The sequence below is a fragment of the Aliivibrio logei genome, assembly GCF_001691055.1.
Taxonomy (GTDB): domain Bacteria; phylum Pseudomonadota; class Gammaproteobacteria; order Enterobacterales; family Vibrionaceae; genus Aliivibrio; species Aliivibrio salmonicida.
Map to the genome: position 1 here is coordinate 230,475 of NZ_MAJU01000024.1, position 21,951 is coordinate 252,425.

Annotated in this window: 24 protein-coding genes; 23 read left to right on the plus strand and 1 reads right to left on the minus strand. The window is 40.8% G+C overall.

Going from position 1 to position 21,951, the window contains the following annotated elements; genetic code table 11:
• Positions 1–2: 2 nt before the first annotated feature.
• Positions 3–1,409, minus strand: coding sequence for a chromosomal replication initiator protein DnaA (gene dnaA, locus A6E04_RS16665; protein ID WP_017020780.1), 1,407 nt, complete (start codon positions 1,407–1,409; stop codon positions 3–5).
• 294 nt (positions 1,410–1,703) lie between these two features.
• Between dnaA and A6E04_RS16670 the strand changes: the two genes are divergently transcribed.
• The 23 genes from A6E04_RS16670 (at position 1,704) to glmU (ending at position 21,888) form a co-directional block, all read left to right on the plus strand.
• A complete protein-coding gene (locus A6E04_RS16670) occupies positions 1,704–2,456 on the plus strand; it encodes an amino acid ABC transporter substrate-binding protein (protein ID WP_017020781.1) in 753 nt (250 codons plus the stop codon).
• Between the two features lie 154 nt (positions 2,457–2,610).
• On the plus strand, positions 2,611–3,282 hold the full coding sequence (locus A6E04_RS16675) for an amino acid ABC transporter permease (RefSeq protein ID WP_012548917.1): 672 nt from the start codon (positions 2,611–2,613) through the stop codon (positions 3,280–3,282).
• On the plus strand, positions 3,279–4,016 hold the full coding sequence (locus A6E04_RS16680) for an amino acid ABC transporter ATP-binding protein (RefSeq protein ID WP_065611934.1): 738 nt from the start codon (positions 3,279–3,281) through the stop codon (positions 4,014–4,016). The genes A6E04_RS16675 and A6E04_RS16680 overlap by 4 nt, the downstream gene beginning before the upstream one ends.
• 186 nt (positions 4,017–4,202) lie before the next feature.
• Complete coding sequence (gene rpmH, locus A6E04_RS16685; RefSeq protein ID WP_012548915.1) at positions 4,203–4,337, plus strand: 50S ribosomal protein L34; 135 nt, start codon at positions 4,203–4,205, stop codon at positions 4,335–4,337.
• A gap of 16 nt (positions 4,338–4,353) precedes the next feature.
• Positions 4,354–4,707: a ribonuclease P protein component gene (gene rnpA, locus A6E04_RS16690; protein WP_012548914.1), complete on the plus strand. Its 354-nt coding sequence runs from the start codon at positions 4,354–4,356 to the stop codon at positions 4,705–4,707.
• Positions 4,674–4,931 carry a membrane protein insertion efficiency factor YidD gene (gene yidD, locus A6E04_RS20975; RefSeq protein WP_081091604.1) on the plus strand — a complete coding sequence of 86 codons (258 nt, stop codon included), beginning with the start codon at positions 4,674–4,676 and terminating at the stop codon, positions 4,929–4,931. Before rnpA ends, yidD begins: the two co-directional genes overlap by 34 nt.
• 2 nt (positions 4,932–4,933) lie before the next feature.
• Positions 4,934–6,559 carry a membrane protein insertase YidC gene (gene yidC / locus A6E04_RS16695; protein ID WP_017020783.1) on the plus strand — a complete coding sequence of 542 codons (1,626 nt, stop codon included), beginning with the start codon at positions 4,934–4,936 and terminating at the stop codon, positions 6,557–6,559.
• A 98-nt stretch (positions 6,560–6,657) separates the two neighbouring features.
• Entirely contained in the window at positions 6,658–8,025 is a 1,368-nt protein-coding gene (mnmE, locus tag A6E04_RS16700; RefSeq protein WP_012548912.1) for a tRNA uridine-5-carboxymethylaminomethyl(34) synthesis GTPase MnmE, read from the plus strand.
• 64 nt (positions 8,026–8,089) lie between these two features.
• Positions 8,090–8,524 carry an FMN-binding protein MioC gene (gene mioC, locus A6E04_RS16705; RefSeq protein WP_012548911.1) on the plus strand — a complete coding sequence of 145 codons (435 nt, stop codon included), beginning with the start codon at positions 8,090–8,092 and terminating at the stop codon, positions 8,522–8,524.
• Between the two features lie 421 nt (positions 8,525–8,945).
• Positions 8,946–10,835 carry a tRNA uridine-5-carboxymethylaminomethyl(34) synthesis enzyme MnmG gene (gene mnmG / locus A6E04_RS16710; RefSeq protein ID WP_017020784.1) on the plus strand — a complete coding sequence of 630 codons (1,890 nt, stop codon included), beginning with the start codon at positions 8,946–8,948 and terminating at the stop codon, positions 10,833–10,835.
• 1 nt (position 10,836) lies between these two features.
• A complete protein-coding gene (rsmG, locus tag A6E04_RS16715) occupies positions 10,837–11,466 on the plus strand; it encodes a 16S rRNA (guanine(527)-N(7))-methyltransferase RsmG (RefSeq protein WP_012551452.1) in 630 nt (209 codons plus the stop codon).
• A 15-nt stretch (positions 11,467–11,481) separates the two neighbouring features.
• Positions 11,482–12,279: a ParA family protein gene (locus A6E04_RS16720; protein WP_012551451.1), complete on the plus strand. Its 798-nt coding sequence runs from the start codon at positions 11,482–11,484 to the stop codon at positions 12,277–12,279.
• Positions 12,272–13,156, plus strand: coding sequence for a ParB/RepB/Spo0J family partition protein (locus A6E04_RS16725; RefSeq protein ID WP_023604447.1), 885 nt, complete (start codon positions 12,272–12,274; stop codon positions 13,154–13,156). The genes A6E04_RS16720 and A6E04_RS16725 overlap by 8 nt, the downstream gene beginning before the upstream one ends.
• Positions 13,157–13,344: 188 nt before the next feature.
• Entirely contained in the window at positions 13,345–13,734 is a 390-nt protein-coding gene (locus tag A6E04_RS16730; protein ID WP_023604448.1) for a F0F1 ATP synthase subunit I, read from the plus strand.
• An 8-nt stretch (positions 13,735–13,742) separates the two neighbouring features.
• Positions 13,743–14,555, plus strand: a complete 813-nt coding sequence (gene atpB / locus A6E04_RS16735) for a F0F1 ATP synthase subunit A (protein WP_012551448.1) — start codon at positions 13,743–13,745, stop codon at positions 14,553–14,555.
• Between the two features lie 61 nt (positions 14,556–14,616).
• Positions 14,617–14,874: a F0F1 ATP synthase subunit C gene (gene atpE / locus A6E04_RS16740; protein ID WP_012551447.1), complete on the plus strand. Its 258-nt coding sequence runs from the start codon at positions 14,617–14,619 to the stop codon at positions 14,872–14,874.
• 53 nt (positions 14,875–14,927) lie between these two features.
• Positions 14,928–15,398 (plus strand): F0F1 ATP synthase subunit B, encoded by a 471-nt coding sequence (atpF, locus tag A6E04_RS16745; protein ID WP_017020785.1) that lies wholly within the window; start codon positions 14,928–14,930, stop codon positions 15,396–15,398.
• 17 nt (positions 15,399–15,415) lie between these two features.
• The gene (gene atpH, locus A6E04_RS16750; protein WP_023604449.1) at positions 15,416–15,949 is read left to right on the plus strand and encodes a F0F1 ATP synthase subunit delta; all 534 of its coding nucleotides are present in this window, start codon (positions 15,416–15,418) and stop codon (positions 15,947–15,949) included.
• Positions 15,950–15,962: 13 nt separating this feature from the next.
• Complete coding sequence (gene atpA / locus A6E04_RS16755) at positions 15,963–17,504, plus strand: F0F1 ATP synthase subunit alpha (protein ID WP_017020787.1); 1,542 nt, start codon at positions 15,963–15,965, stop codon at positions 17,502–17,504.
• 45 nt (positions 17,505–17,549) lie between these two features.
• The gene (atpG, locus tag A6E04_RS16760; RefSeq protein ID WP_017020788.1) at positions 17,550–18,416 is read left to right on the plus strand and encodes a F0F1 ATP synthase subunit gamma; all 867 of its coding nucleotides are present in this window, start codon (positions 17,550–17,552) and stop codon (positions 18,414–18,416) included.
• Positions 18,417–18,449: 33 nt separating this feature from the next.
• The gene (atpD, locus tag A6E04_RS16765; RefSeq protein WP_012551442.1) at positions 18,450–19,853 is read left to right on the plus strand and encodes a F0F1 ATP synthase subunit beta; all 1,404 of its coding nucleotides are present in this window, start codon (positions 18,450–18,452) and stop codon (positions 19,851–19,853) included.
• Positions 19,854–19,871: 18 nt separating this feature from the next.
• A complete protein-coding gene (locus A6E04_RS16770) occupies positions 19,872–20,294 on the plus strand; it encodes a F0F1 ATP synthase subunit epsilon (RefSeq protein ID WP_012551441.1) in 423 nt (140 codons plus the stop codon).
• Between the two features lie 235 nt (positions 20,295–20,529).
• Positions 20,530–21,888 carry a bifunctional UDP-N-acetylglucosamine diphosphorylase/glucosamine-1-phosphate N-acetyltransferase GlmU gene (glmU, locus tag A6E04_RS16775; RefSeq protein WP_012551440.1) on the plus strand — a complete coding sequence of 453 codons (1,359 nt, stop codon included), beginning with the start codon at positions 20,530–20,532 and terminating at the stop codon, positions 21,886–21,888.
• Positions 21,889–21,951 lie beyond the last annotated feature (63 nt).

Consider the following 21,951-nt stretch of genomic DNA (forward strand, 5'->3'; position numbering starts at 1 on the left):
GCTTACGATGATAATGTTCTGATCAGATTAGAGTAATCTTCTTTAATATCATGGCTTTCTTCGCGTAACTGAGCGATTTTACGACAAGCGTGAAGCACTGTCGTATGATCTCTGCCACCAAATGCATCACCAATCTCAGGTAAACTGTGGTTCGTTAGTTCTTTTGATAACGCCATCGCTAGTTGACGTGGACGAGCAACTGAACGAGAACGGCGTTTAGACAATAAATCAGCCATTTTAATTTTATAGTATTCAGCGACTGTCTTTTGAATATTATCAATTGTCACTAGCTTTTCTTGCAAGGCTAATAAATCTCGCAACGCTTCACGAACAAAATCAATCGTAATCGCACGACCAGTGAAGTTAGCATTAGCAACGACACGGTTCAAGGCGCCTTCCAGTTCACGTACATTCGAACGTAAACGCTTCGCTATAAAGAACGCAACTTCATCCGCTAAGTGAATCTGATGATCTTCTGCTTTCTTCATCAAGATAGCAACACGGGTTTCTAATTCTGGTGGTTCAATCGCAACCGTAAGACCCCAACCAAAACGAGACTTTAGACGGTCTTCTACGCCATTAATCTCTTTAGGGTATCGATCTGACGTTAGGATAATTTGTTGATTGCCTTCCAATAGCGCATTAAACGTATGGAAGAACTCTTCTTGGGAACGCTCTTTATTAGCAAAGAATTGAATATCATCGATCAATAAGGCATCAACACTGCGGTAATAACGTTTAAATTCTTCGATCGCGTTATTTTGCAATGCTTTTACCATATCTTGCACAAAACGTTCTGAGTGCATGTAAACCACTTTTGCGTTTGGTTTACGTTCAAGAATGGCATTACCAACCGCTTGCAATAAATGCGTCTTACCTAAACCAGTGCCGCCATATAAAAACAATGGATTATAAGCCGTTCCTGGATTATCAGAAACCTGACGAGCAGCAGCCAAACCAAGTTGGTTTGATTTACCTTCTACGAAGTTAGTAAATTTGTGTTTAGGGTTCACGTTTGAGCGGTGATTTAGATCATCAACAGGCTCTGGTCCTCTTGATTCCCATGGTTTATGCAATGATTGTCTTGCTTGCATTTGTGCAGGAGCCGACGTTGCAGCAGCGACATCAGCCGCCGTTCTTTGTGGGCGAGGTGGTGCAGATATAGGTTTGCTTCCCACTTCAAAACGTAAAGTAGGTATATCACCACCACAGAACTCATTTAATAACGAGTTAATGCTATTTAAGTATTTATCACGAACCCAATCGAGAACAAATCGATTTGGGGCAAATAGCGTAAGGGTATTGTCATTTAATTCAGCTTGTAGGGGTCTAACCCACATACTAAATTCTGCGGAAGGTAATTCTTCTTGAAGGCGCTGTAAACACTGCAGCCAAAGCGATGAAGACACGGACAACCCCACTCATTATATTAATTGCAAAAGGTCGTTAATTTTATACTGTGGATAACTAGAGTGCCAGTGTTAGATCGAAGATCCAGTGAATAAGATCGAAGTTATTCACACTGATCACGCTTTTTTACCTAGATCGACACACTTTTTACCTTACTTATACCCAAAACCATCAACAGGCGGTTAAAAAATGACTTAAATGATTATTTAGTTATTAAAAATAACCATAGGGTATTTAGAGCTCACTCGCAAAAAACGTATCATGCATATCACAGTCGATAACGAGATATCATTATGAAATGGACAAAACAAATTCTAACCGGTTTAGCACTCACTTTAGCTGCAACTCAATTTGCTCAAGCCGCCACTGAAGTTAAAGTTGGGATGTCTGGTCGCTATTTCCCATTTACCTTTGTTAAGTTGGACAAACTGCAAGGGTTTGAAGTGGATTTATGGGATGAAATTGGTCGTCGTAATGACTATAAAATAGAATATGTAACAGCGAGTTTCTCTGGCTTATTTGGTTTATTAGAAACGGGTCGAATTGATACCATTTCAAATCAAATAACAAAAACAGAAGCACGTGAAGCAAAATATCTATTTGCTGACCCTTATGTTGTCGACGGCGCTCAAATTACCGTACGTAAAGGCAATGAAAGCATTAAAGGCATTGAAGACCTGGCCGGCAAAACCGTTGCCGTGAATTTAGGGTCTAACTTTGAGAAACTGTTGCGAGATAACGACAAATCGAATCAAATTGACATTAAAACCTACGATACAGGCATTGAACACGATGTCGCTTTAGGCCGCTCGGATGCGTTTGTAATGGATCGTCTTTCTGCTGCACAATTGATTAAAAAATCAGGTTTGCCTCTACAACTTGCTGGCGAACCTTTTGAAACCATTGAAAACGCTTGGCCATTTGTAAAAAATGAAAAAGGCCAAAAACTTCAACAAGAAGTAAATAAAGCCCTGTCAGAAATGCGTACTGACGGTACCTTGGCTGAAATATCTCAAAAATGGTTTGATGCAGACGTAACAAAATAACCGCAGTAATGTAAAAGTGAGTATTCACTTCGATAAAAATGACACAAAACCCACTATCATTACCCTTTAGTGGGTTTTGTGTTTATTGCTTATCTGATTTATATAGCTGACACTATCTACCGCACTTTTCTTTAAACCAATAATAGAGAGCATCATGGGATTTGATTTTGCGTATATGATTGAGCTCTTACCTATACTATTTAAATACTTAGGTACGACACTCGAAATGGCAGTATGGGGGTTATTCTTTGCCTTAGCGCTCGCGTTAGTGTTAGCGAACCTAAGAGTATTTAAAGTCCCTGTACTTGATCAACTCAGCCAACTTTACATCAGTTTCTTTCGAGGTACGCCTTTATTGGTGCAATTGTTTCTTCTTTATTATGGGCTTCCTCAAGTCTTTCCTATTTTTGTTGGCTTAGATGCATTTAGTGCTGCTGTCATAGGCTTAACACTTCATTTTGCTGCCTATATGGCAGAAAGTATTCGTGCCGCGATTATCGGTGTTGATCGCAGTCAAATGGAAGCCAGTCTTTCGATAGGAATGACAACCTCTCAAGCGATGCGCCGAATCATTCTTCCTCAAGCCACACGAATTGCGTTGCCTTCTTTAATGAATTATTTCATTGATATGATTAAATCGACGTCATTAGCTTTTACACTCGGTGTTTCTGAGATTATGGCAAAAGCACAGATGGAAGCTTCTTCCAGTTTTAAATTTTTTGAAGCGTTTTTAGCGGTTGCTCTTATCTATTGGGGTGTCGTCATTATTCTTACTCAAGTCCAAACTTGGGCTGAAAAAAAATTAAATAAGGCCTATGTACGATGATAAAAATAACCAATCTACATAAAAGCTTTGGAACCACAGAAGTCCTCTCTGGCATCGATTTAACGATTAATAAAGGAGAGATAATTGCGATTATAGGATCGAGTGGAACGGGTAAATCAACGCTACTCAGATGCATCAATTTTCTTGAAACCGCAGACAAAGGCACCATAACAATCGATGATGTCAGTGTTAATACAGAAAAATATACCAAAACAGAAGTACTCGCATTACGACGAAAAACAGGGTTTATCTTTCAAAACTACGCCCTTTTCGCCCACTTAACGGCAAGGCAAAATATTGCAGAAGGCTTAATAACTGTCCACAAGTGGAATAAAGCCGATGCATTAAAACGATCACAACAAATCTTAGATGATATTGGACTCCGAGACAAAGGGGATAGCTATCCTGCGGCCCTCTCTGGAGGACAACAACAACGTGTTGGTATTGGTAGAGCAATGGCATTAGAAACAGAGTTGCTATTGTTTGATGAACCCACGTCAGCACTCGATCCTGAATGGGTAAATGAAGTTCTGACATTGATGAAAAAACTGGCTACCCAACATCAAACGATGTTAGTCGTTACGCATGAAATGCAATTTGCCAAAGAAGTGGCTGATCGTGTTATCTATATGGCCGATGGAAAGATCGTAGAACAAGGAACACCAGAGCAGATTTTTGGTTATCCACAGGATCTGAAATTAAAGAAATTCTTAAATCAAGTTGGGATCGCATAAAGATCCTTGCGCTCTCGCTCACAAAAAGTATAATTCACCGTCCGGAAAATACGTGGAACCTCTTATTGACTATTTTTCTGCCAATGATTACAATTCCGCCTCTTTGTTGAGAGGCGTCGGAATGTACGTCCCACGCCGGGTTTAAATTAAACCTAAAAACTACTGATCAGTAATAAGGTAATACCAATGAAACGCACTTTCCAACCTTCAGTTCTTAAACGTAAACGTTCTCACGGTTTCCGTGCTCGCATGGCAACTAAGAACGGTCGTAACACAATTAACGCTCGTCGTGCTAAAGGCCGTAAGCGTCTATCTAAGTAATCACCAGATTATTTTGATGAATTACGACTTCTCTCGGGAGTTACGCTTGTTAACTCCCGAAGATTACAAATCAGTTTTCAAGCAAGCTCACCGAGCCGGCTCACCTCACTTCACCATTCTTGCCAGAGAAAATTCACTATCACACCCTCGTTTAGGTCTTGCTGTTCCTAAGAAGCAAATTAAAACTGCTGTTGGTCGCAATAAGTTTAAACGTATAACTCGTGAAAGTTTCCGCAATAAGCAACATTCCTTACCTGCGAAAGACTTTGTGGTTATCGCTAAAAAGAGTGCTCAAGAATTGAGTAACGAAGACTTTAACAAGCTATTAGATAAATTATGGCATCGCCTGTCTCGCCCTTCTCGTGGATAGCAATCGGTCTTATCCGTTTTTATCAACTCGTCATCAGTCCAATGATTGGACCTCGCTGTCGATTTACTCCAACGTGTTCACATTATGCAATTGACGCACTAAAGTCACACGGTTTAGTAAAAGGGTGTTGGCTAACTGGCAAACGTCTATTAAAATGTCATCCTTTGAATGATGGGGGCTATGACCCCGTCCCACCCAAGCAGCATAAAGACAGAGAACAATAACGATGGATACCCAACGTAATATTCTGTTGCTTGCACTGGCTTTAGTTTCTTTTTTACTTTTCCAACAATGGCAAGTAGAAACTAATCCGCAGCAACCAGCTACAGTTAGTACCGTTCAACAGACACACAAGAACGGTGATGTTCCAACTTCGTCAACAGCAAACAGTGATGCACCAGTGGATTCAGCTCAGTCTGATAAACTGATCACAATTACGACTGATGTGCTTACTTTAAAAGTAGATACATTAGGCGGTGACATTATTGAATCTGTTCTTAATAAATACGATGCTGAATTAGACTCTAAAGCAAAATTCGTTCTTCTTAAGAATGATGCTGATCATAGCTATATTGCTCAAAGTGGTTTGATCGGTCCTCAAGGTATTGATTCAAATACCGGCCGTGCACAATTTACGGCTAAAAAAACAGATTACGTTTTAGCTGATGGCCAAAACGAATTACGCATTCCTTTAACATTAGAGAAAAACGGTATTACTTATACTAAAACTCTAATCGTTAAGCGTGACAGCTACGCAATTGATGTTGAATATACGGTGAACAACCAATCTTCAGCACCAGCGACAGTAGAAATGTACGCAAACTTAAAGCAAAACTTATTGGATGACGGTGGCAGTTTAACAATGCCTACGTACCGTGGTGGTGCTTATTCAACTGAAGACACTCGCTATAAAAAATACAGCTTTGATGACATGGAAGATAAGAACTTATCTATCGACATGACAAATGGTCAAGGTTGGGCTGGTATGTTGCAACATTATTTTGCATCCGCTTGGATCCCTCGTAACGTTAATGACGCAACACTGACGACTCGTGTTGCTGGTGATTACGGTTACATTGGCGTTCGTATGCCTTCAGTAACGATTCCTGCAGGTCAAGAAGATACGTTGACTGCTACGCTTTGGACAGGTCCAAAACTTCAACCACAAATGGCAGCGACTGCTAAATACTTAGATTTAAGTGTTGATTACGGTTGGTTATGGTTCATCGCTTCTCCACTTCACAAACTATTGTCTTTCATTCAAAGCATCGTTGGAAACTGGGGTCTAGCAATTATGATCCTAACGTTCATCGTTCGTGGTGCAATGTACCCGCTAACGAAAGCACAATATACATCAATGGCTAAAATGCGCATGCTTCAACCTAAGTTGGCAGCAATGCGTGAACGCATTGGCGATGACCGTCAACGCATGAGCCAAGAAATGATGGAGCTTTATAAGAAAGAAAAAGTAAACCCATTAGGTGGTTGTTTACCTATCGTTCTTCAAATGCCAATCTTTATTTCGCTATATTGGGCACTAATGGAATCCGTTGAACTTCGTCATGCACCATTCTTTGGTTGGATCACGGATTTATCAGCACAAGACCCGTACTACATCCTGCCGTTGTTAATGGGTGCGAGTATGTTCTTAATCCAGAAAATGAGCCCTACAACAGTAACGGATCCAATGCAACAGAAGATCATGACATTCATGCCTGTTATGTTCACCGTGTTCTTCTTATGGTTCCCTGCTGGCCTAGTTCTTTACTGGTTAGTATCAAACGTCGTAACGTTAATTCAGCAAACTCTGATTTATCGTGCACTTGAGAAAAAAGGCTTACATTCTAAGTAAGTTAACTTTCTAAAGAAATAAACAAAAGGCGGCCATTGGTCGCCTTTTTTGTTTTATCGGCTTACAATATGCTCAAGCAATAGACATTAAGAATAATCATGACATTACATACAGACACCATCGTTGCACAAGCAACTGCCCCTGGACGAGGCGGCGTAGGCATCATTCGAGTATCAGGTCCTAAAGCTCAACAAGTCGCCCTAGAAGTCGTAGGAAAGACACTTAAGCCGCGTTACGCTGAGTACACGCCATTTAAAGATGATAATGGTTTAGAACTTGATCAAGGTATCGCCCTGTATTTTCCTAATCCACATTCTTTTACTGGTGAAGATGTTCTAGAGCTTCAAGGACATGGCGGTCCTGTCGTTATGGATATGTTGATTAAACGCATCTTAAAAATTGAAGGGATCCGAACGGCTCGCCCAGGAGAGTTCTCAGAAAGAGCTTTTTTGAACGATAAAATGGATTTAGCCCAAGCAGAAGCCATTGCCGATTTAATTGATGCAAGTTCAGAAGAAGCAGCAAAATCAGCACTTAATTCATTACAAGGTGTTTTCTCTAGAAAAATAAACACCTTAGTTGAATCACTTATTTATCTGCGTATCTACGTTGAAGCTGCGATAGATTTCCCAGAAGAAGAAATCGACTTTCTGGCGGATGGCAAAGTGAGTGGTGACTTACAAGGCATTATTGATAACCTTAACGCGGTTCGCCAAGAAGCGAATCAAGGTGCCATTATGCGTGAAGGTATGAAGGTAGTTATTGCAGGTCGCCCAAACGCAGGTAAATCGAGCCTTCTGAACGCATTATCAGGCAAAGACAGCGCTATCGTTACTGATATCGCAGGCACAACCCGTGATGTCTTGAGAGAGCATATTCACATTGATGGTATGCCATTGCATATTATTGATACCGCAGGTCTTCGAGAAGCGTCAGATGAAGTAGAACGTATTGGTATAGAACGCGCGTGGCAAGAAATAGCCCAAGCAGACCGAGTTTTATTTATGGTTGATGGCACAACAACTGATGCAACTGACCCTAAAGTTATCTGGCCTGAATTTCTAGATCGATTACCTAAGAATATGGGTATGACAGTCATTCGAAATAAAGCCGATCAAACCGGTGAAAATCTTGGTATTTGCCACGTTAACGATCCTACTCTTATTCGCTTATCAGCAAAAACAGGTGAAGGTGTTGATGCTTTGCGATTGCATTTAAAAGAATGCATGGGCTTCTCTGGCAATCAAGAAGGTGGCTTTATGGCACGCAGACGTCATCTCGAAGCATTAGAAAAGGCATCTGAACACCTTGATATCGGTCAGCAACAACTTGAAGGTTATATGGCAGGAGAAATCCTTGCTGAAGAACTAAGAATCGCTCAACAACACCTAAGTGAAATAACCGGTGAATTCAGTTCTGATGACTTATTAGGGCGGATTTTTACTTCTTTCTGTATTGGTAAATAAATCCTTCCAGCATAAACACAATCAATAATGGGCTATTACGGCCCATTTTTTATAGGAAAAATTCATGAAAAACGCATCAATTATTACAGGTAGCACCCTTGGTGCTGCTGAATACGTTGGCGACCATATCGCAGATTTATTAGAAGAAATGGACTTTGCTACTGATATTCATAATCAACCAATTCTCTCTGAAATTGATACAAAAGGCCTCTGGATTTTGGTCGTATCAACACATGGTGCAGGGGATTATCCAGACAACATAAAGCCTTTTATTCAAGAGTTAGAAGAAGGTTCGCAAGACTTATCAGACGTCGAGTTCGCCATCATCGCTATTGGTGATTCTAACTACGATACCTTCTGTGCTGCTGGAAAATCATTACAAAAAGTACTTCATAATCGCAATGTAAAAGAAATATTTCCATTATTAGAGATTGATGTCACTCAAAATCCAATACCAGAGGAACCTGCTGAGTTGTGGTTAAAACAACACATATGTTAATAAAATGATGCAATGCATGAGTGAAAGTTATTAAATAAGCAAAACCTTTATTGTGGATAACTAGGCTATGATCCAGTGATCAAGTCATAGTTATCCATTGAATAAGATCTTACCCTCTCCCACCTTGTGGATAAGTAAGCTTTTTACCCACAAGCAGTCCGATCGAAGATCAACGTTAAATAACATCTTTAGATCGATCCAAAGATATTGATCTCGTTGATCATTTAGCACTTATCCACAGAGATCGACGATCTATATAATAGATCTAATAAGAGATCTCTTTAAAAGATCTTATATATATTAAGTGATCTTAAATTTTAAAACTTCATCATTTTTTCATTTCTCTCAAGCCTAGAAAAAGGGTAAAATACTCCTCCTTGATTAAATTCATCCAACTCTTTAAAACACCTAAGGTCTAATCATGTTTTACCAAGAAAACTTTGATGTCATTGTTATTGGCGGTGGTCATGCTGGTACAGAGGCAGCACTTGCTGCAGCTAGAACCGGACAAAAGACACTCTTACTTACTCATAACATTGATACATTAGGTCAAATGTCGTGTAACCCAGCAATTGGTGGGATCGGCAAGGGCCATTTGGTAAAAGAAGTCGATGCTTTAGGCGGGTTAATGGCTGAAGCCATTGATCACAGTGGTATACAATTTAGAACACTGAATGCATCGAAAGGACCAGCAGTTCGAGCAACTCGTGCCCAAGCCGATCGCGCGTTATACAAAGCCTACGTACGTTCTGTATTAGAAAATCAACCAAACTTAACCTTGTTTCAGCAAGCGGTAGACGATTTGATCATTGAAAATGATAAAGTTATCGGTGCTGTCACTCAAATGGGCCTTAAATTCCGTGCTAAATCAGTTGTACTGACTGCTGGCACATTTTTAGGGGGTCAGATACATATCGGAATGGAAAACTTCTCAGGAGGCCGTGCAGGAGATCCTTCTTCGATCACTCTTGCTCAACGTTTAAGAGATCGTCCGTTTAGAATAGATCGTCTGAAAACAGGTACTCCACCTCGAATTGATGCAAGAAGTGTTGATTTCTCCAATTTAGAAGCACAACCCGGTGATAATCCAACCCCTGTATTTTCCTTTTTAGGTAACCGTCAACAACATCCACAACAAGTAAATTGTTTTATTACTCACACTAATGAAAAAACGCATGATGTCATTCGTAAAAATTTAGACCGTAGCCCTATGTATGCGGGAGTTATTGAAGGTATTGGTCCACGTTACTGTCCTTCAATTGAAGATAAAGTAATGCGTTTTGCAGATAAAGACAGTCACCAAATATTCATTGAGCCAGAAGGACTAACAACCCACGAATTGTACCCGAATGGCATTTCAACAAGCCTTCCCTTTGACGTTCAATTACAAATTGTTCGTTCAATGAAAGGATTCGAAAATGCACACATTGTGCGTCCAGGTTATGCGATAGAATACGATTTCTTTGATCCTCGAGATTTAAAAGCAACGTATGAAACGAAGTTCATTGAAGGCTTATTCTTTGCTGGTCAAATAAACGGAACGACCGGTTATGAAGAAGCGGCTGCGCAAGGCTTAATGGCTGGTTTAAATGCAAGCTTATTCTCTCAAGGAAAAGAAGGCTGGAGCCCGCGTCGTGATGAAGCCTACATGGGCGTATTAATTGATGATTTATCAACGCTTGGCACAAAAGAACCTTACAGAATGTTCACTTCTCGTGCTGAATACCGCTTATCATTACGTGAAGATAACGCTGATTTACGCTTAACTGAACAAGGTCGAGAACTTGGACTTGTTGATGATATTCGTTGGTCTCGTTTTAATGAAAAAGTAGAAAATATTGAAAAAGAACGCCAACGTTTAAAAGATATTTGGATCAATCCAACGTCTGAAAATATAGATCAAGTTAACTCGATCTTAAAAACACCGATCGTTCGTGAAGCAAGTGGTGAGGATCTTCTTCGTCGCCCAGAAGTTACGTATTCATCATTAATGACAATTGAAAAATTTGGTCCTGCTAGTGATGATCAACAAGCGTCTGAACAAGTTGAAATTCAAACTAAGTACGCGGGTTATATTCAACGTCAACGTGATGAAATTGAAAAATCATTACGTCATGAAAATACAAAATTGCCGTTTGATTTGGAATACAACAAAGTTAAAGGTCTTTCAAATGAAGTAGTCGCAAAATTAAGCGACGCAAAACCTGAAAGTATTGGTATAGCATCTCGAATTTCAGGAATTACACCGGCTGCGATTTCAATTTTGTTAGTTCATTTAAAAAAACATGGTTTATTGAAGAAAGGTGAGTAACGTGACCGATTTATCTCAACAATTCGATCGTTTGATTGCTCAAACTGATTTAACTGTCTCTGAATTGCAAAAAGAACAATTACTTGGTTATGTCGCTCTACTTCATAAGTGGAATAAAGCGTATAACTTAACCTCAGTAAGAAACCCAAGTGAAATGGTAATTAAACATATCTTGGATAGTATTGTTGTTAGTCCAAATCTATCTGGTGAGCGATTTATTGATGTTGGTACAGGTCCTGGTTTACCAGGGATACCATTAGCTATCATGAATCCTGAAAAGTCATTTACACTGCTCGATAGCTTAGGAAAGCGAATTCGCTTTATTAAACAAGTGATTCATGAATTAAAAATAACCAATGTCACTCCGATTCAAAGTCGTGTTGAAGACTTCCAACCGGAAGAAAAGTTTGATGCAGTCCTAAGTCGTGCGTTTGCGTCAATGACAGACATGGTGAATTGGTGTCATCATCTACCAAAAGAAGATGGTGTGTTTTTGGCATTAAAAGGGATCTACTCAGAAGAAGAAGCAAATGATCTTCCTGAATGGTGTTCAGTCAGAGATGTAGTGACATTGATCGTTCCGGAGTTAGAGGGTGAAAGACACTTAGTCACCTTAACCGGAAAAAAATAATGGAATGAGGTTAATGTGGGAAGAGTTATCTCTATTGCGAACCAAAAAGGTGGCGTAGGCAAAACAACAACGGCGGTGAACCTTGCCGCTTCAATGGCTGCAACAAATCGTAAAGTATTACTGATTGACTTAGATGCTCAAGGTAATGCTACTATGGCCAGTGGCGTAGATAAATATGATGTAGATGCAACGGCTTATGAGTTGTTGGTTGATGAAGTGCCTTTTGATAAGGTAGTTATAGAAGAAACCTCTGGTGGTTATGATCTCATAGCCGCTAATGGTGACATTACAGCTGCTGAAATTAAATTGATGGAAGTGTTTGCGCGTGAAGTTCGTTTACGCAATATGATCTACCCAGTTCGTGGTAACTATGATTTCATCTTTATTGATTGCCCTCCTGCATTAAATCTCCTTACAATTAACGCCATGGCTGCGTCCGATTCTGTATTAGTCCCTATGCAATGTGAATATTATGCACTAGAGGGGCTAACCGCATTAATTGACACTATTAGTAAATTAGCGGCAGTAGTTAATGCAGATTTGAAAATTGAAGGTCTACTTAGAACCATGTATGACCCTCGAAATCGATTAGCTAATGATGTGTCTGATCAACTTAAAAAACATTTCGGAGATAAAGTGTATCGCACTGTTATTCCTCGTAATGTTCGATTAGCGGAAGCGCCAAGTCATGGTAAACCTGCAATGTATTATGATAAATACTCAAATGGTGCAAAAGCATACCTTGCTCTTGCCGGAGAGATAATCCGCCGTGACGAACTGGAAAAAGAAAGGGAAACAAAAATTCATGAGTAATAAACGTGGTTTAGGGAAAGGACTTGATGCGCTATTAGCGACAAGCTCATTAGCTCGTGAAAAGCAGACTGCCGCTGTTCAAAGTGAGTCATTAGCAAAAAATTCTCAATTAATTGAGCTTGGTATTCATCAATTAACTCCTGGTCAGTATCAACCGCGTAAGATCATGGAAAAAGAAGCCTTAGATGAACTTGCTTTGTCTATTCGTTCTCAAGGGATTATTCAACCTATCGTTGTTCGTGAAATTGCACCATTACAATATGAAATTATTGCAGGTGAACGACGTTTTAGAGCGGCAAAACAAGCTGGGTTAAAACACATTCCATGTGTTGTTAAAGTCGCTGAAGACAAAGCCGCTATTGCGATGGCTCTGATTGAAAACATTCAACGTGAAGATTTAAATGCGATTGAAGAAGCTCAGGCGTTAGAACGTTTACAGAGAGAATTTGAATTAACGCATCAACAAATTTCGGATGTGATAGGTAAATCTCGCACTACGGTTACTAACCTATTACGCTTGAACGCATTATCTGATGAAGTTAAAGCATTAGTTGAAGCTAAATCTTTAGAAATGGGTCACGCCCGTGCTTTGTTAGCTTTAGAGTCTGAATTACAGATTGAATTAGCGCATATTGTCGTGAAAAAGAAGCTGACTGTTCGTCAAACTGAACAACAAGTGAAGAAATTATTAGCGCCTGTTGTTGAAGTGGAAGTCAGTGAGAAAGACGCTCAAATTGAAGCTCTATCTACAAAACTGTCAGAGACTTTGGGTTCAAAAGTCGTTATTACGCAAAATACGTCGGGTAAAGGTAAGTTAACGATTAGCTTTGACGAGGCTCACAAATTAGAACAACTGATTACAAAGCTAGAAAGTTAAATGTGATATAAAGCAGTAGTTGACATTATTATTGTATTTTTCATCGTAAAACTTACTGTTTTGTTCTCATAAATGTAACTATTTGATGCTATTTGATTGCATTCATATTAGTGCAACGTATAATTTTTGCAAAATCTTCACCTTGTGTTGATTTATATCAAGGTAAAGATGCTTTTAAGGAAGAATACATGGTAGCTACGTTAGCTAGACCTGGCCGTTTGCTAGCCAAACGACTGATTATGATCCAGCTTAGCGTGGTTATTTTCATGGCAGTAGGAATGAGCTTAGCCGTTAGTGCTAGCTGGGGGATCTCTGCGTTTATTGGGGGTGGCATTTATGTCATTGCTAATGCGGTATTTGCAGGGTGTGCATTTATGTTCAGTGGAGCAAGAGCGGCTAAAAAGGTTGCTGTTTCTTTCTATGCTGGCGAAGTGTTAAAAATTCTTATAACAGTCGTCTTATTTTCTGTTGCCTACGTGTATATGGAGGTGGAACTTGTTCCCCTCAAACTAACCTATTTGCTGGTACTGGGTATTAATATCTTTGCACCAGTTCTCTTTATTAACAACAGAAAATAGGAAAAGTTATGGCTGCGCCAGGCGAAGCGCTAACACAATCTGGATATATTGAGCATCACCTATCAAACCTGTCTCTTGCGAAACTAGGTATGGTTGCTGATGAAACAAGCTTCTGGAACGTACATATCGATAGCCTGTTCTTTTCTGTGCTTACAGGGATGTTATTCCTTTGGGTTTTTCGTTCTGTAGCAAAGAAAGCAACAACAGGAGTACCAGGAAAGCTACAATGTTTTGTTGAAATGGTCGTGGAATTCGTTGCTGACAACGTTAAAGAAACTTTCCATGGACGCAATCCATTAGTTGCTCCACTGGCACTAACTATCTTCTGCTGGGTTATTTTAATGAACTTGATGGATTTAATTCCAATCGATTTCTTACCATACTCTGCAGCGCATTGGTTAGGTATCCCTTATCTTAAGGTGGTTCCTTCTGCTGATGTGAATATCACCATGGCAATGGCGTTAGGTGTTTTTGCGTTGATGATCTATTACAGCATCAAGGTTAAAGGACTTGGCGGGTTCGCTAAAGAATTAGCACTTCACCCGTTTAATCACCCAATCATGATTCCATTCAACCTACTATTGGAAGTTATTTCGTTATTAGCGAAGCCTCTTTCTTTAGGTATGCGTTTGTTTGGTAATATGTTTGCTGGTGAGGTGGTGTTTATTCTTATTGCGGCAATGCTACCGTGGTATTTACAATGGGTAGGTGCACTACCTTGGGCTATCTTCCACATTTTAGTTATTTTGATTCAGGCGTTCGTATTCATGATGTTGACAATCGTTTATCTGTCAATGGCTCATGAAGATCCTGATCATTAATTTTAATAAAATATATTTATCAATGGCACTTTGCCGACAACAACAAAACTGGAGAAAGTAAATGGAAACTTTACTGAGCTTTTCTGCAATCGCCGTAGGCATCATTGTAGGTCTTGCTTCACTTGGCACAGCGATTGGATTCGCAATTCTTGGCGGTAAATTCCTTGAAGGCGCTGCACGTCAACCTGAAATGGCTCCAATGCTACAAGTTAAGATGTTCATCATCGCTGGTCTATTGGATGCGGTTCCAATGATCGGTATCGTTATCGCGCTACTATTCACATTTGCTAACCCATTTGTTGGTCAACTAGCGGGCTAATTGCCACTGCTAATTGAATTTTTGTAGCTGATTCTTAACGAGGGGTAGCTGTTTTGAATATGAACGCAACTCTGCTTGGTCAAGCAATCGCTTTTGCTCTGTTTGTTTGGTTCTGCATGAAATATGTATGGCCACCAATCATGGAAGCGATAGAGGAACGTCAGAAGAAAATTGCTGACGGTTTATCTGCCGCTGAACGCGCAGCTAAAGACCTTGACTTGGCACAAGCGAATGCTTCTGATCAATTGAAAGAAGCAAAGCGCGCTGCAACTGAGATCATCGAACAAGCAAATAAGCGTAAAGGTCAAATTTTAGATGAAGCTCGTGAAGAAGCTCTGACAGAACGTCAGAAGATTCTTACTCAAGGTGAAGCTGAACTTGAAACTGAACGCAACCGTGCTCGCGATGAACTGCGTAAACAAGTTGCAACTCTGGCTGTGATTGGTGCTGAGAAAATCTTGGAGCGTTCTATTAATTTAGAAGCGCAGAAAGATATTCTTGATAACATCACTGCGAAATTGTAAGTAAAAGGGGCCAAGATATGTCGACAATGACAACCATCGCACGCCCCTACGCGAAAGCAGCTTTTGACTTTGCGGTCGAAAAGAACGAATTGAACCAATGGGTTCAAATGTTAACTTTTTGTTCAGAAGTTACAAAAAATAAAGACATGGCTCAATTGCTAGATGGTGCAGTTGCACCAGAAAAATTAGCGGAAATCTTTATTTCTATTTGTGGCGAACAACTGAACGAGTTTGGACAGAATCTTATTCACATAATGGCTGAAAACGGTCGTTTGAAGGTTCTACCTGATGTGTTAGATCAATATATCTTTTTACAACATGAGTTTGAAAAAGTGATTGATGCTGAAATTATTTCGGCAATTGAACTAACTGAACAGCAGAAAGCTGACATTGGCGCCAAACTTGAAGCTCGTTTAGAGCGCAAAGTGAAGCTGAATTGTAGCGTAGATGAGGCCCTGTTAGCTGGGGTCATAATTCGAGCCGGAGACCTAGTCATTGATAACTCAGTTAGAGGCCGTTTGAGCCGACTGAGTGAAACATTGCAGTCTTGATGGGGAATGGAGCATGCAACTTAATTCCACGGAAATTAGCGATCTGATCAAACAACGTATTGAAAAATTCAACGTTGCAAGTGAAGCTCGTAATGAAGGTACAATCGTTTCTGTAAGCGACGGTATTATTCGTATCCACGGCCTTGCTGATGTTATGCAAGGCGAAATGATAGAACTACCTGGTGGCCATTATGCACTAGCACTTAACCTTGAGCGTGACTCAGTGGGTGCTGTTGTAATGGGCCCTTATGCTGACTTACAAGAAGGCATGAAAGTTACAGGTACTGGTCGTATCCTTGAAGTACCAGTAGGCCCAGAAATGTTAGGTCGTGTTGTAAACACACTTGGCGAGCCTATTGATGGTAAAGGACCTATTGATGCGAAATTAACTTCTCCAGTAGAAGTGATTGCACCTGGTGTAATCGATCGTAAATCAGTAGACCAACCACTACAGACTGGTTATAAGTCAGTTGACTCAATGATCCCAATCGGCCGTGGTCAGCGTGAGCTAATCATCGGTGACCGTCAGACTGGTAAAACAGCAATGGCGATCGATGCGATCATTAACCAGAAAGATTCTGGTATTTACGCTATCTATGTTGCGATTGGCCAAAAGGCATCAACAATTGCTAACGTAGTTCGCAAATTGGAAGAACATGGCGCACTAGCGAACACTATCGTTGTTGTTGCCTCTGCTTCTGAATCTGCTGCGCTGCAATATCTTGCACCGTATTCAGGTTGTGCGATGGGTGAATACTTCCGTGACCGCGGTGAAGATGCTCTGATTGTTTATGATGATCTATCTAAGCAAGCAGTAGCTTATCGTCAGATTTCTCTACTATTGAAACGTCCACCGGGCCGTGAAGCGTTCCCTGGCGATGTATTCTATTTACACTCCCGTCTACTAGAGCGTGCTGCTCGTGTAAGCGAAGCGTACGTTGAGAAATTCACTAATGGTGAAGTGAAAGGTAAAACAGGTTCTTTGACTGCTCTACCTATCATCGAAACTCAAGCTGGTGATGTATCTGCATTTGTACCAACTAACGTAATCTCGATTACTGATGGTCAGATCTTCCTACAAACAGAACTGTTCACCGCTGGTGTTCGTCCTGCTGTAGATCCAGGTATCTCTGTATCTCGTGTAGGTGGTGCTGCGCAAACTAAGATCATTAAGAAACTGTCTGGTGGTATTCGTACTGCTCTTGCACAGTATCGTGAACTTGCAGCATTTGCTCAGTTCTCATCTGATCTTGATGAAGCGACTAAAAAGCAACTTGATCACGGTGAGAAAGTAACTGAGCTTATGAAGCAGAAACAGTACGCTCCAATGTCTGTTTTTGATCAAGCATTAGTTATCTTTACAGCTGAGAAAGGCTATTTGAATGACATCGAGCTTTCTAAGCTTGCGGATTTCGAAGAAGCGTTGCTGTCGTATGCTCGTGGTCAATTTGCCGATCTAGCAAAAGAGATCGACTCATCGGGTGCTTGGAATAAAGAAATTGAAGATCAGTTCGTGAAACTGGTTGAAGATTTCAAAGCAACCCAGACCTGGTAATTCGTTGGTGGCCTGTTATGGGTCACCCGAAAACGGAGAGTAACGATGGCCGGTGCGAAAGAGATTCGTAACAAGATCGGGAGTGTTAAAAGCACTCAAAAGATCACGAAAGCAATGGAAATGGTAGCCGCTTCTAAAATGCGTCGCTCGCAAGAGTCGATGGCAGCGTCTCGTCCGTATGCTGACACAATGCGTAAAGTAATCGGTCATTTAGCGCTTGGTAACCTTGAGTATCGTCATCCGTATCTTGAGGAACGCGAAGCTAAGCGTGTTGGTTACATTGTTATTTCTAGTGATCGTGGTTTGTGTGGTGGCTTAAACATTAACTTGTTTAAAAAAGTCATGGCAGGAATGAAAACATGGTCAGAAGATGGTGTTGAAATTGATTTAGCCGTTATCGGCTCTAAAGCAACAGCATTCTTTAATAACTATGGTGGTAACGTGATTGCTCAAAATTCTGGTCTAGGTGATAAACCTAGCTTAGAAGAGCTGATCGGTACTGTTGGCGTTATGCTTAAGAAATACGATGAAGGCCAACTGGATCGCTTGTATGTAGTGAACAATAAGTTCATTAATACTATGGTACAAGAGCCAACAATTGACCAATTACTTCCTTTGCCTAAATCTGAAGATGAAGCAATGAAACGCACTCATGCTTGGGACTATATTTATGAGCCTGAGCCAAAACCATTACTAGATGCCCTATTGGTTCGATACGTTGAATCACAAGTGTATCAAGGTGTGGTTGAGAATTTAGCCTGCGAACACGTAGCGCGAATGATTGCGATGAAAGCAGCAACTGATAACGCTGGTGACATTATTGATGAACTGCAACTTGTGTATAACAAAGCCCGTCAATCGGCTATTACACAAGAGCTTTCTGAAATTGTTTCAGGCGCATCAGCGGTTTAAGCATAGGTATTTAAACAGTTTAGAGGATTAACGATGACTACAGGTAAGATCGTACAGATCATCGGTGCGGTAGTCGATGTAGAGTTCCCACAAGGCAGTGTACCTCGTGTATACGATGCTCTGAATGTTGTTGATGCAAAAGAACGTCTTGTTCTTGAAGTTCAACAGCAGATTGGCGGTGGCGTTGTTCGCGCAATCGTAATGGGTAGCTCAGATGGTTTACGTCGTGGCTTAACAGTAGAAAATACTGGCGCGCCAATTACTGTTCCAGTGGGTACTAAAACGTTAGGCCGTATCATGAACGTTCTTGGGGACGCGATTGATGAGTGTGGTGAAATTGGTGCTGAAGAGCATTATTCAATTCACCGTGCAGCGCCTAGCTATGAAGAGCAGGCAAACTCGACTGAACTTCTAGAGACGGGTGTTAAAGTAATCGATTTGATTTGTCCATTCGCTAAGGGTGGTAAAATCGGTCTATTCGGTGGTGCTGGTGTAGGTAAGACTGTCAACATGATGGAACTTATCAATAACATCGCACTACAGCACTCTGGCCTATCTGTGTTTGCAGGTGTAGGTGAGCGTACTCGTGAAGGTAATGATTTCTACTTTGAAATGCAGGAAGCAGGTGTTGTAAACATCGAACATCCTGAAGAATCAAAAGTAGCGATGGTTTACGGTCAAATGAATGAGCCACCGGGTAACCGTTTACGTGTTGCTTTGACTGGTCTAACAATGGCAGAGCGTTTCCGTGACGAAGGTCGTGACGTTTTACTATTCATTGATAACATCTATCGTTATACGCTTGCCGGAACTGAAGTATCAGCTCTGCTAGGTCGTATGCCATCAGCAGTAGGTTACCAACCTACACTAGCTGAAGAGATGGGTGTTCTTCAGGAACGTATCACTTCAACTCGTAGTGGTTCTATCACTTCAGTTCAAGCGGTATATGTACCTGCGGATGACTTAACGGATCCATCTCCAGCAACAACGTTTGCTCACTTAGATGCGACAGTTGTACTTAACCGTAATATCGCATCTATGGGTTTATACCCAGCGATTGACCCGTTAGATTCTACATCTCGTCAACTTGATCCACTTGTTGTTGGTCAAGAGCACTATGATATCGCACGTAATGTACAATCTACATTACAGCGTTATAAAGAGCTAAAAGACATCATTGCTATCCTAGGTATGGACGAGCTATCTGAAGAAGATAAGCAAGTTGTATCTCGTGCCCGTAAGATTGAGAAGTTCTTAACTCAACCTTACCATGTAGCAGAAGTATTCACAGGCGACCCTGGTATTTACGTATCACTTAAAGACACATTAGCTGGCTTTAAGGGTTTATTAGCTGGTGATTACGATGACGTTCCTGAGCAAGCCTTCATGTACTGCGGTAGAATTGAAGATGCGCTTGAGAATGCGAAGAAGCTATAAGGCTGATTAGGAGGCGATATGGCAGCAATGACCTTTCATCTGGACGTTGTAAGTGCTGAGAAAAGTTTATTCTCAGGGCTTGTTGAAACGATTCAGGTGACCGGTAGCGAGGGTGAACTTGGTATTTTCCATGGACACACACCGCTGCTGACCGCTATCACGCCTGGTATGGTGCGTATTGTTAAACAACATGGCCACGAAGAGTACATTTATGTCTCTGGTGGTATTGTTGAGGTTCAACCTGGTTCGGCAACTGTTCTCGCAGATACCGCTATCCGTGGTGAAGACCTAGACGCAGCTAAGGCAGAAGAAGCTAAACGCAAGGCTGAGGAAAATATTAAGAATCAGCATGGCGACATTAACTTCGCTCAAGCGGCCAGTGATTTGGCTAAAGCGATCGCACAGCTTCGAGTTATCGAACTGACAAAACGTTCGCGTTAATCAAGCACCATTAGAAAGAAGGCGGCCTATTGGTCGCCTTTTCTTTGGCTGTTTTTCGCAATTCTTACTTATCTTTCATCTTATTCCATGCTTTTTAGCATATAATTTAGCCCGCATATTAATTCCATTGGTTATTTATGAATAATATTCATGAAGTAAATAATGGATTTAGTGTTTTTGGTATTTAATAAAGCTAGGCAAATTAAGTCAGCATAAAAAATAGAATGGGCTTTTTATGAACTTCAGTGCAGTAATTCTTGCAGCGGGTAAAGGCACTCGCATGTATTCAAATAAACCTAAAGTACTTCATACTTTAGCGGGTAAACCGATGGCGAAACATGTGATCGATACGTGTGAAGGCTTAGGGGCTAAAAATATTCACCTTGTTTATGGTCACGGTGGTGATCAAATGCAAGCTGAGTTAGGCCAAGAGAGAGTAACTTGGGTACTTCAGGCTGAACAACTGGGTACAGGTCATGCCGTTAATCAAGCATCACCAGAATTTTCTGATGATGAAAAAGTATTGATCCTTTATGGCGATGTTCCATTGATCAGTACTGCAACGGTTGAAAACTTATTAGATGCTCAACCTACTGGTGGTATTGCTCTTTTGACTGTCGTCTTAGATAACCCGATGGGTTATGGTCGTATTATTCGTCGTAATGGCCCTGTCATTGCGATTGTAGAGCAAAAAGACGCGACAGAAGAGCAGAAGCTCATTAAAGAGATTAACACCGGTGTGATGGTTGCTACGGGCGGTGATTTAAAGCGCTGGTTAGCGGCGTTGAAAAATGAAAATGCACAAGGTGAGTATTATCTAACGGATATCATTGCTGCTGCTCATGATGAAGGTCGTGCAGTTGAAGCGGTACACCCTGTTAGCCCTATTGAAGTTGAAGGGGTGAATGATCGTGCACAATTGGCTCGTTTAGAGAGAGCATATCAAGCAGCGCAAGCTCAGAAACTGCTAGAGCAAGGCGTAATGCTTCGTGATCCTAGTCGTTTCGATCTTCGAGGATCATTGCAATGTGGTATGGATATTGAGATCGATGTCAATGTGATCATTGAAGGCAATGTTACCTTAGGTGACAATGTTGTCATTGGTGCTGGTTGTGTACTTAAAGATTGTGAGATTGATGACAATACAATTATTCGTCCGTACAGCGTGATTGAAGGCGCAACGGTTGGTGAGAAGTGTACTGTTGGTCCATTTACTCGTTTACGTCCAGGTGCAGAATTGTGTAATGATGCGCATGTAGGTAATTTTGTTGAAGTCAAAAATGTACGTTTAGGTGAAGGCTCAAAAGCAAATCATTTAACGTATTTGGGTGATGCAGAGATTGGTAAGCGTGTAAATGTTGGTGCTGGTGTTATTACTTGTAATTATGATGGTGCAAATAAATTTAAAACCATTATTGGTGATGATGTGTTTGTTGGCTCAGATAGCCAATTAATTGCTCCTGTTACTATTGGTAATGGTGCAACGATTGGTGCGGGTTCTACAGTGACTAAAGATGTCGCCGAAAATGAATTGATGATCAGTCGTGCAAAAGAGCGCCGAATTGAACATTGGCAACGACCAACAAAAAAGTAAGATGAGTTAATCAAATTAAGAAGAAGTCATTATGGCTTCTTTTTTTATGCCTATTCGCTTGAT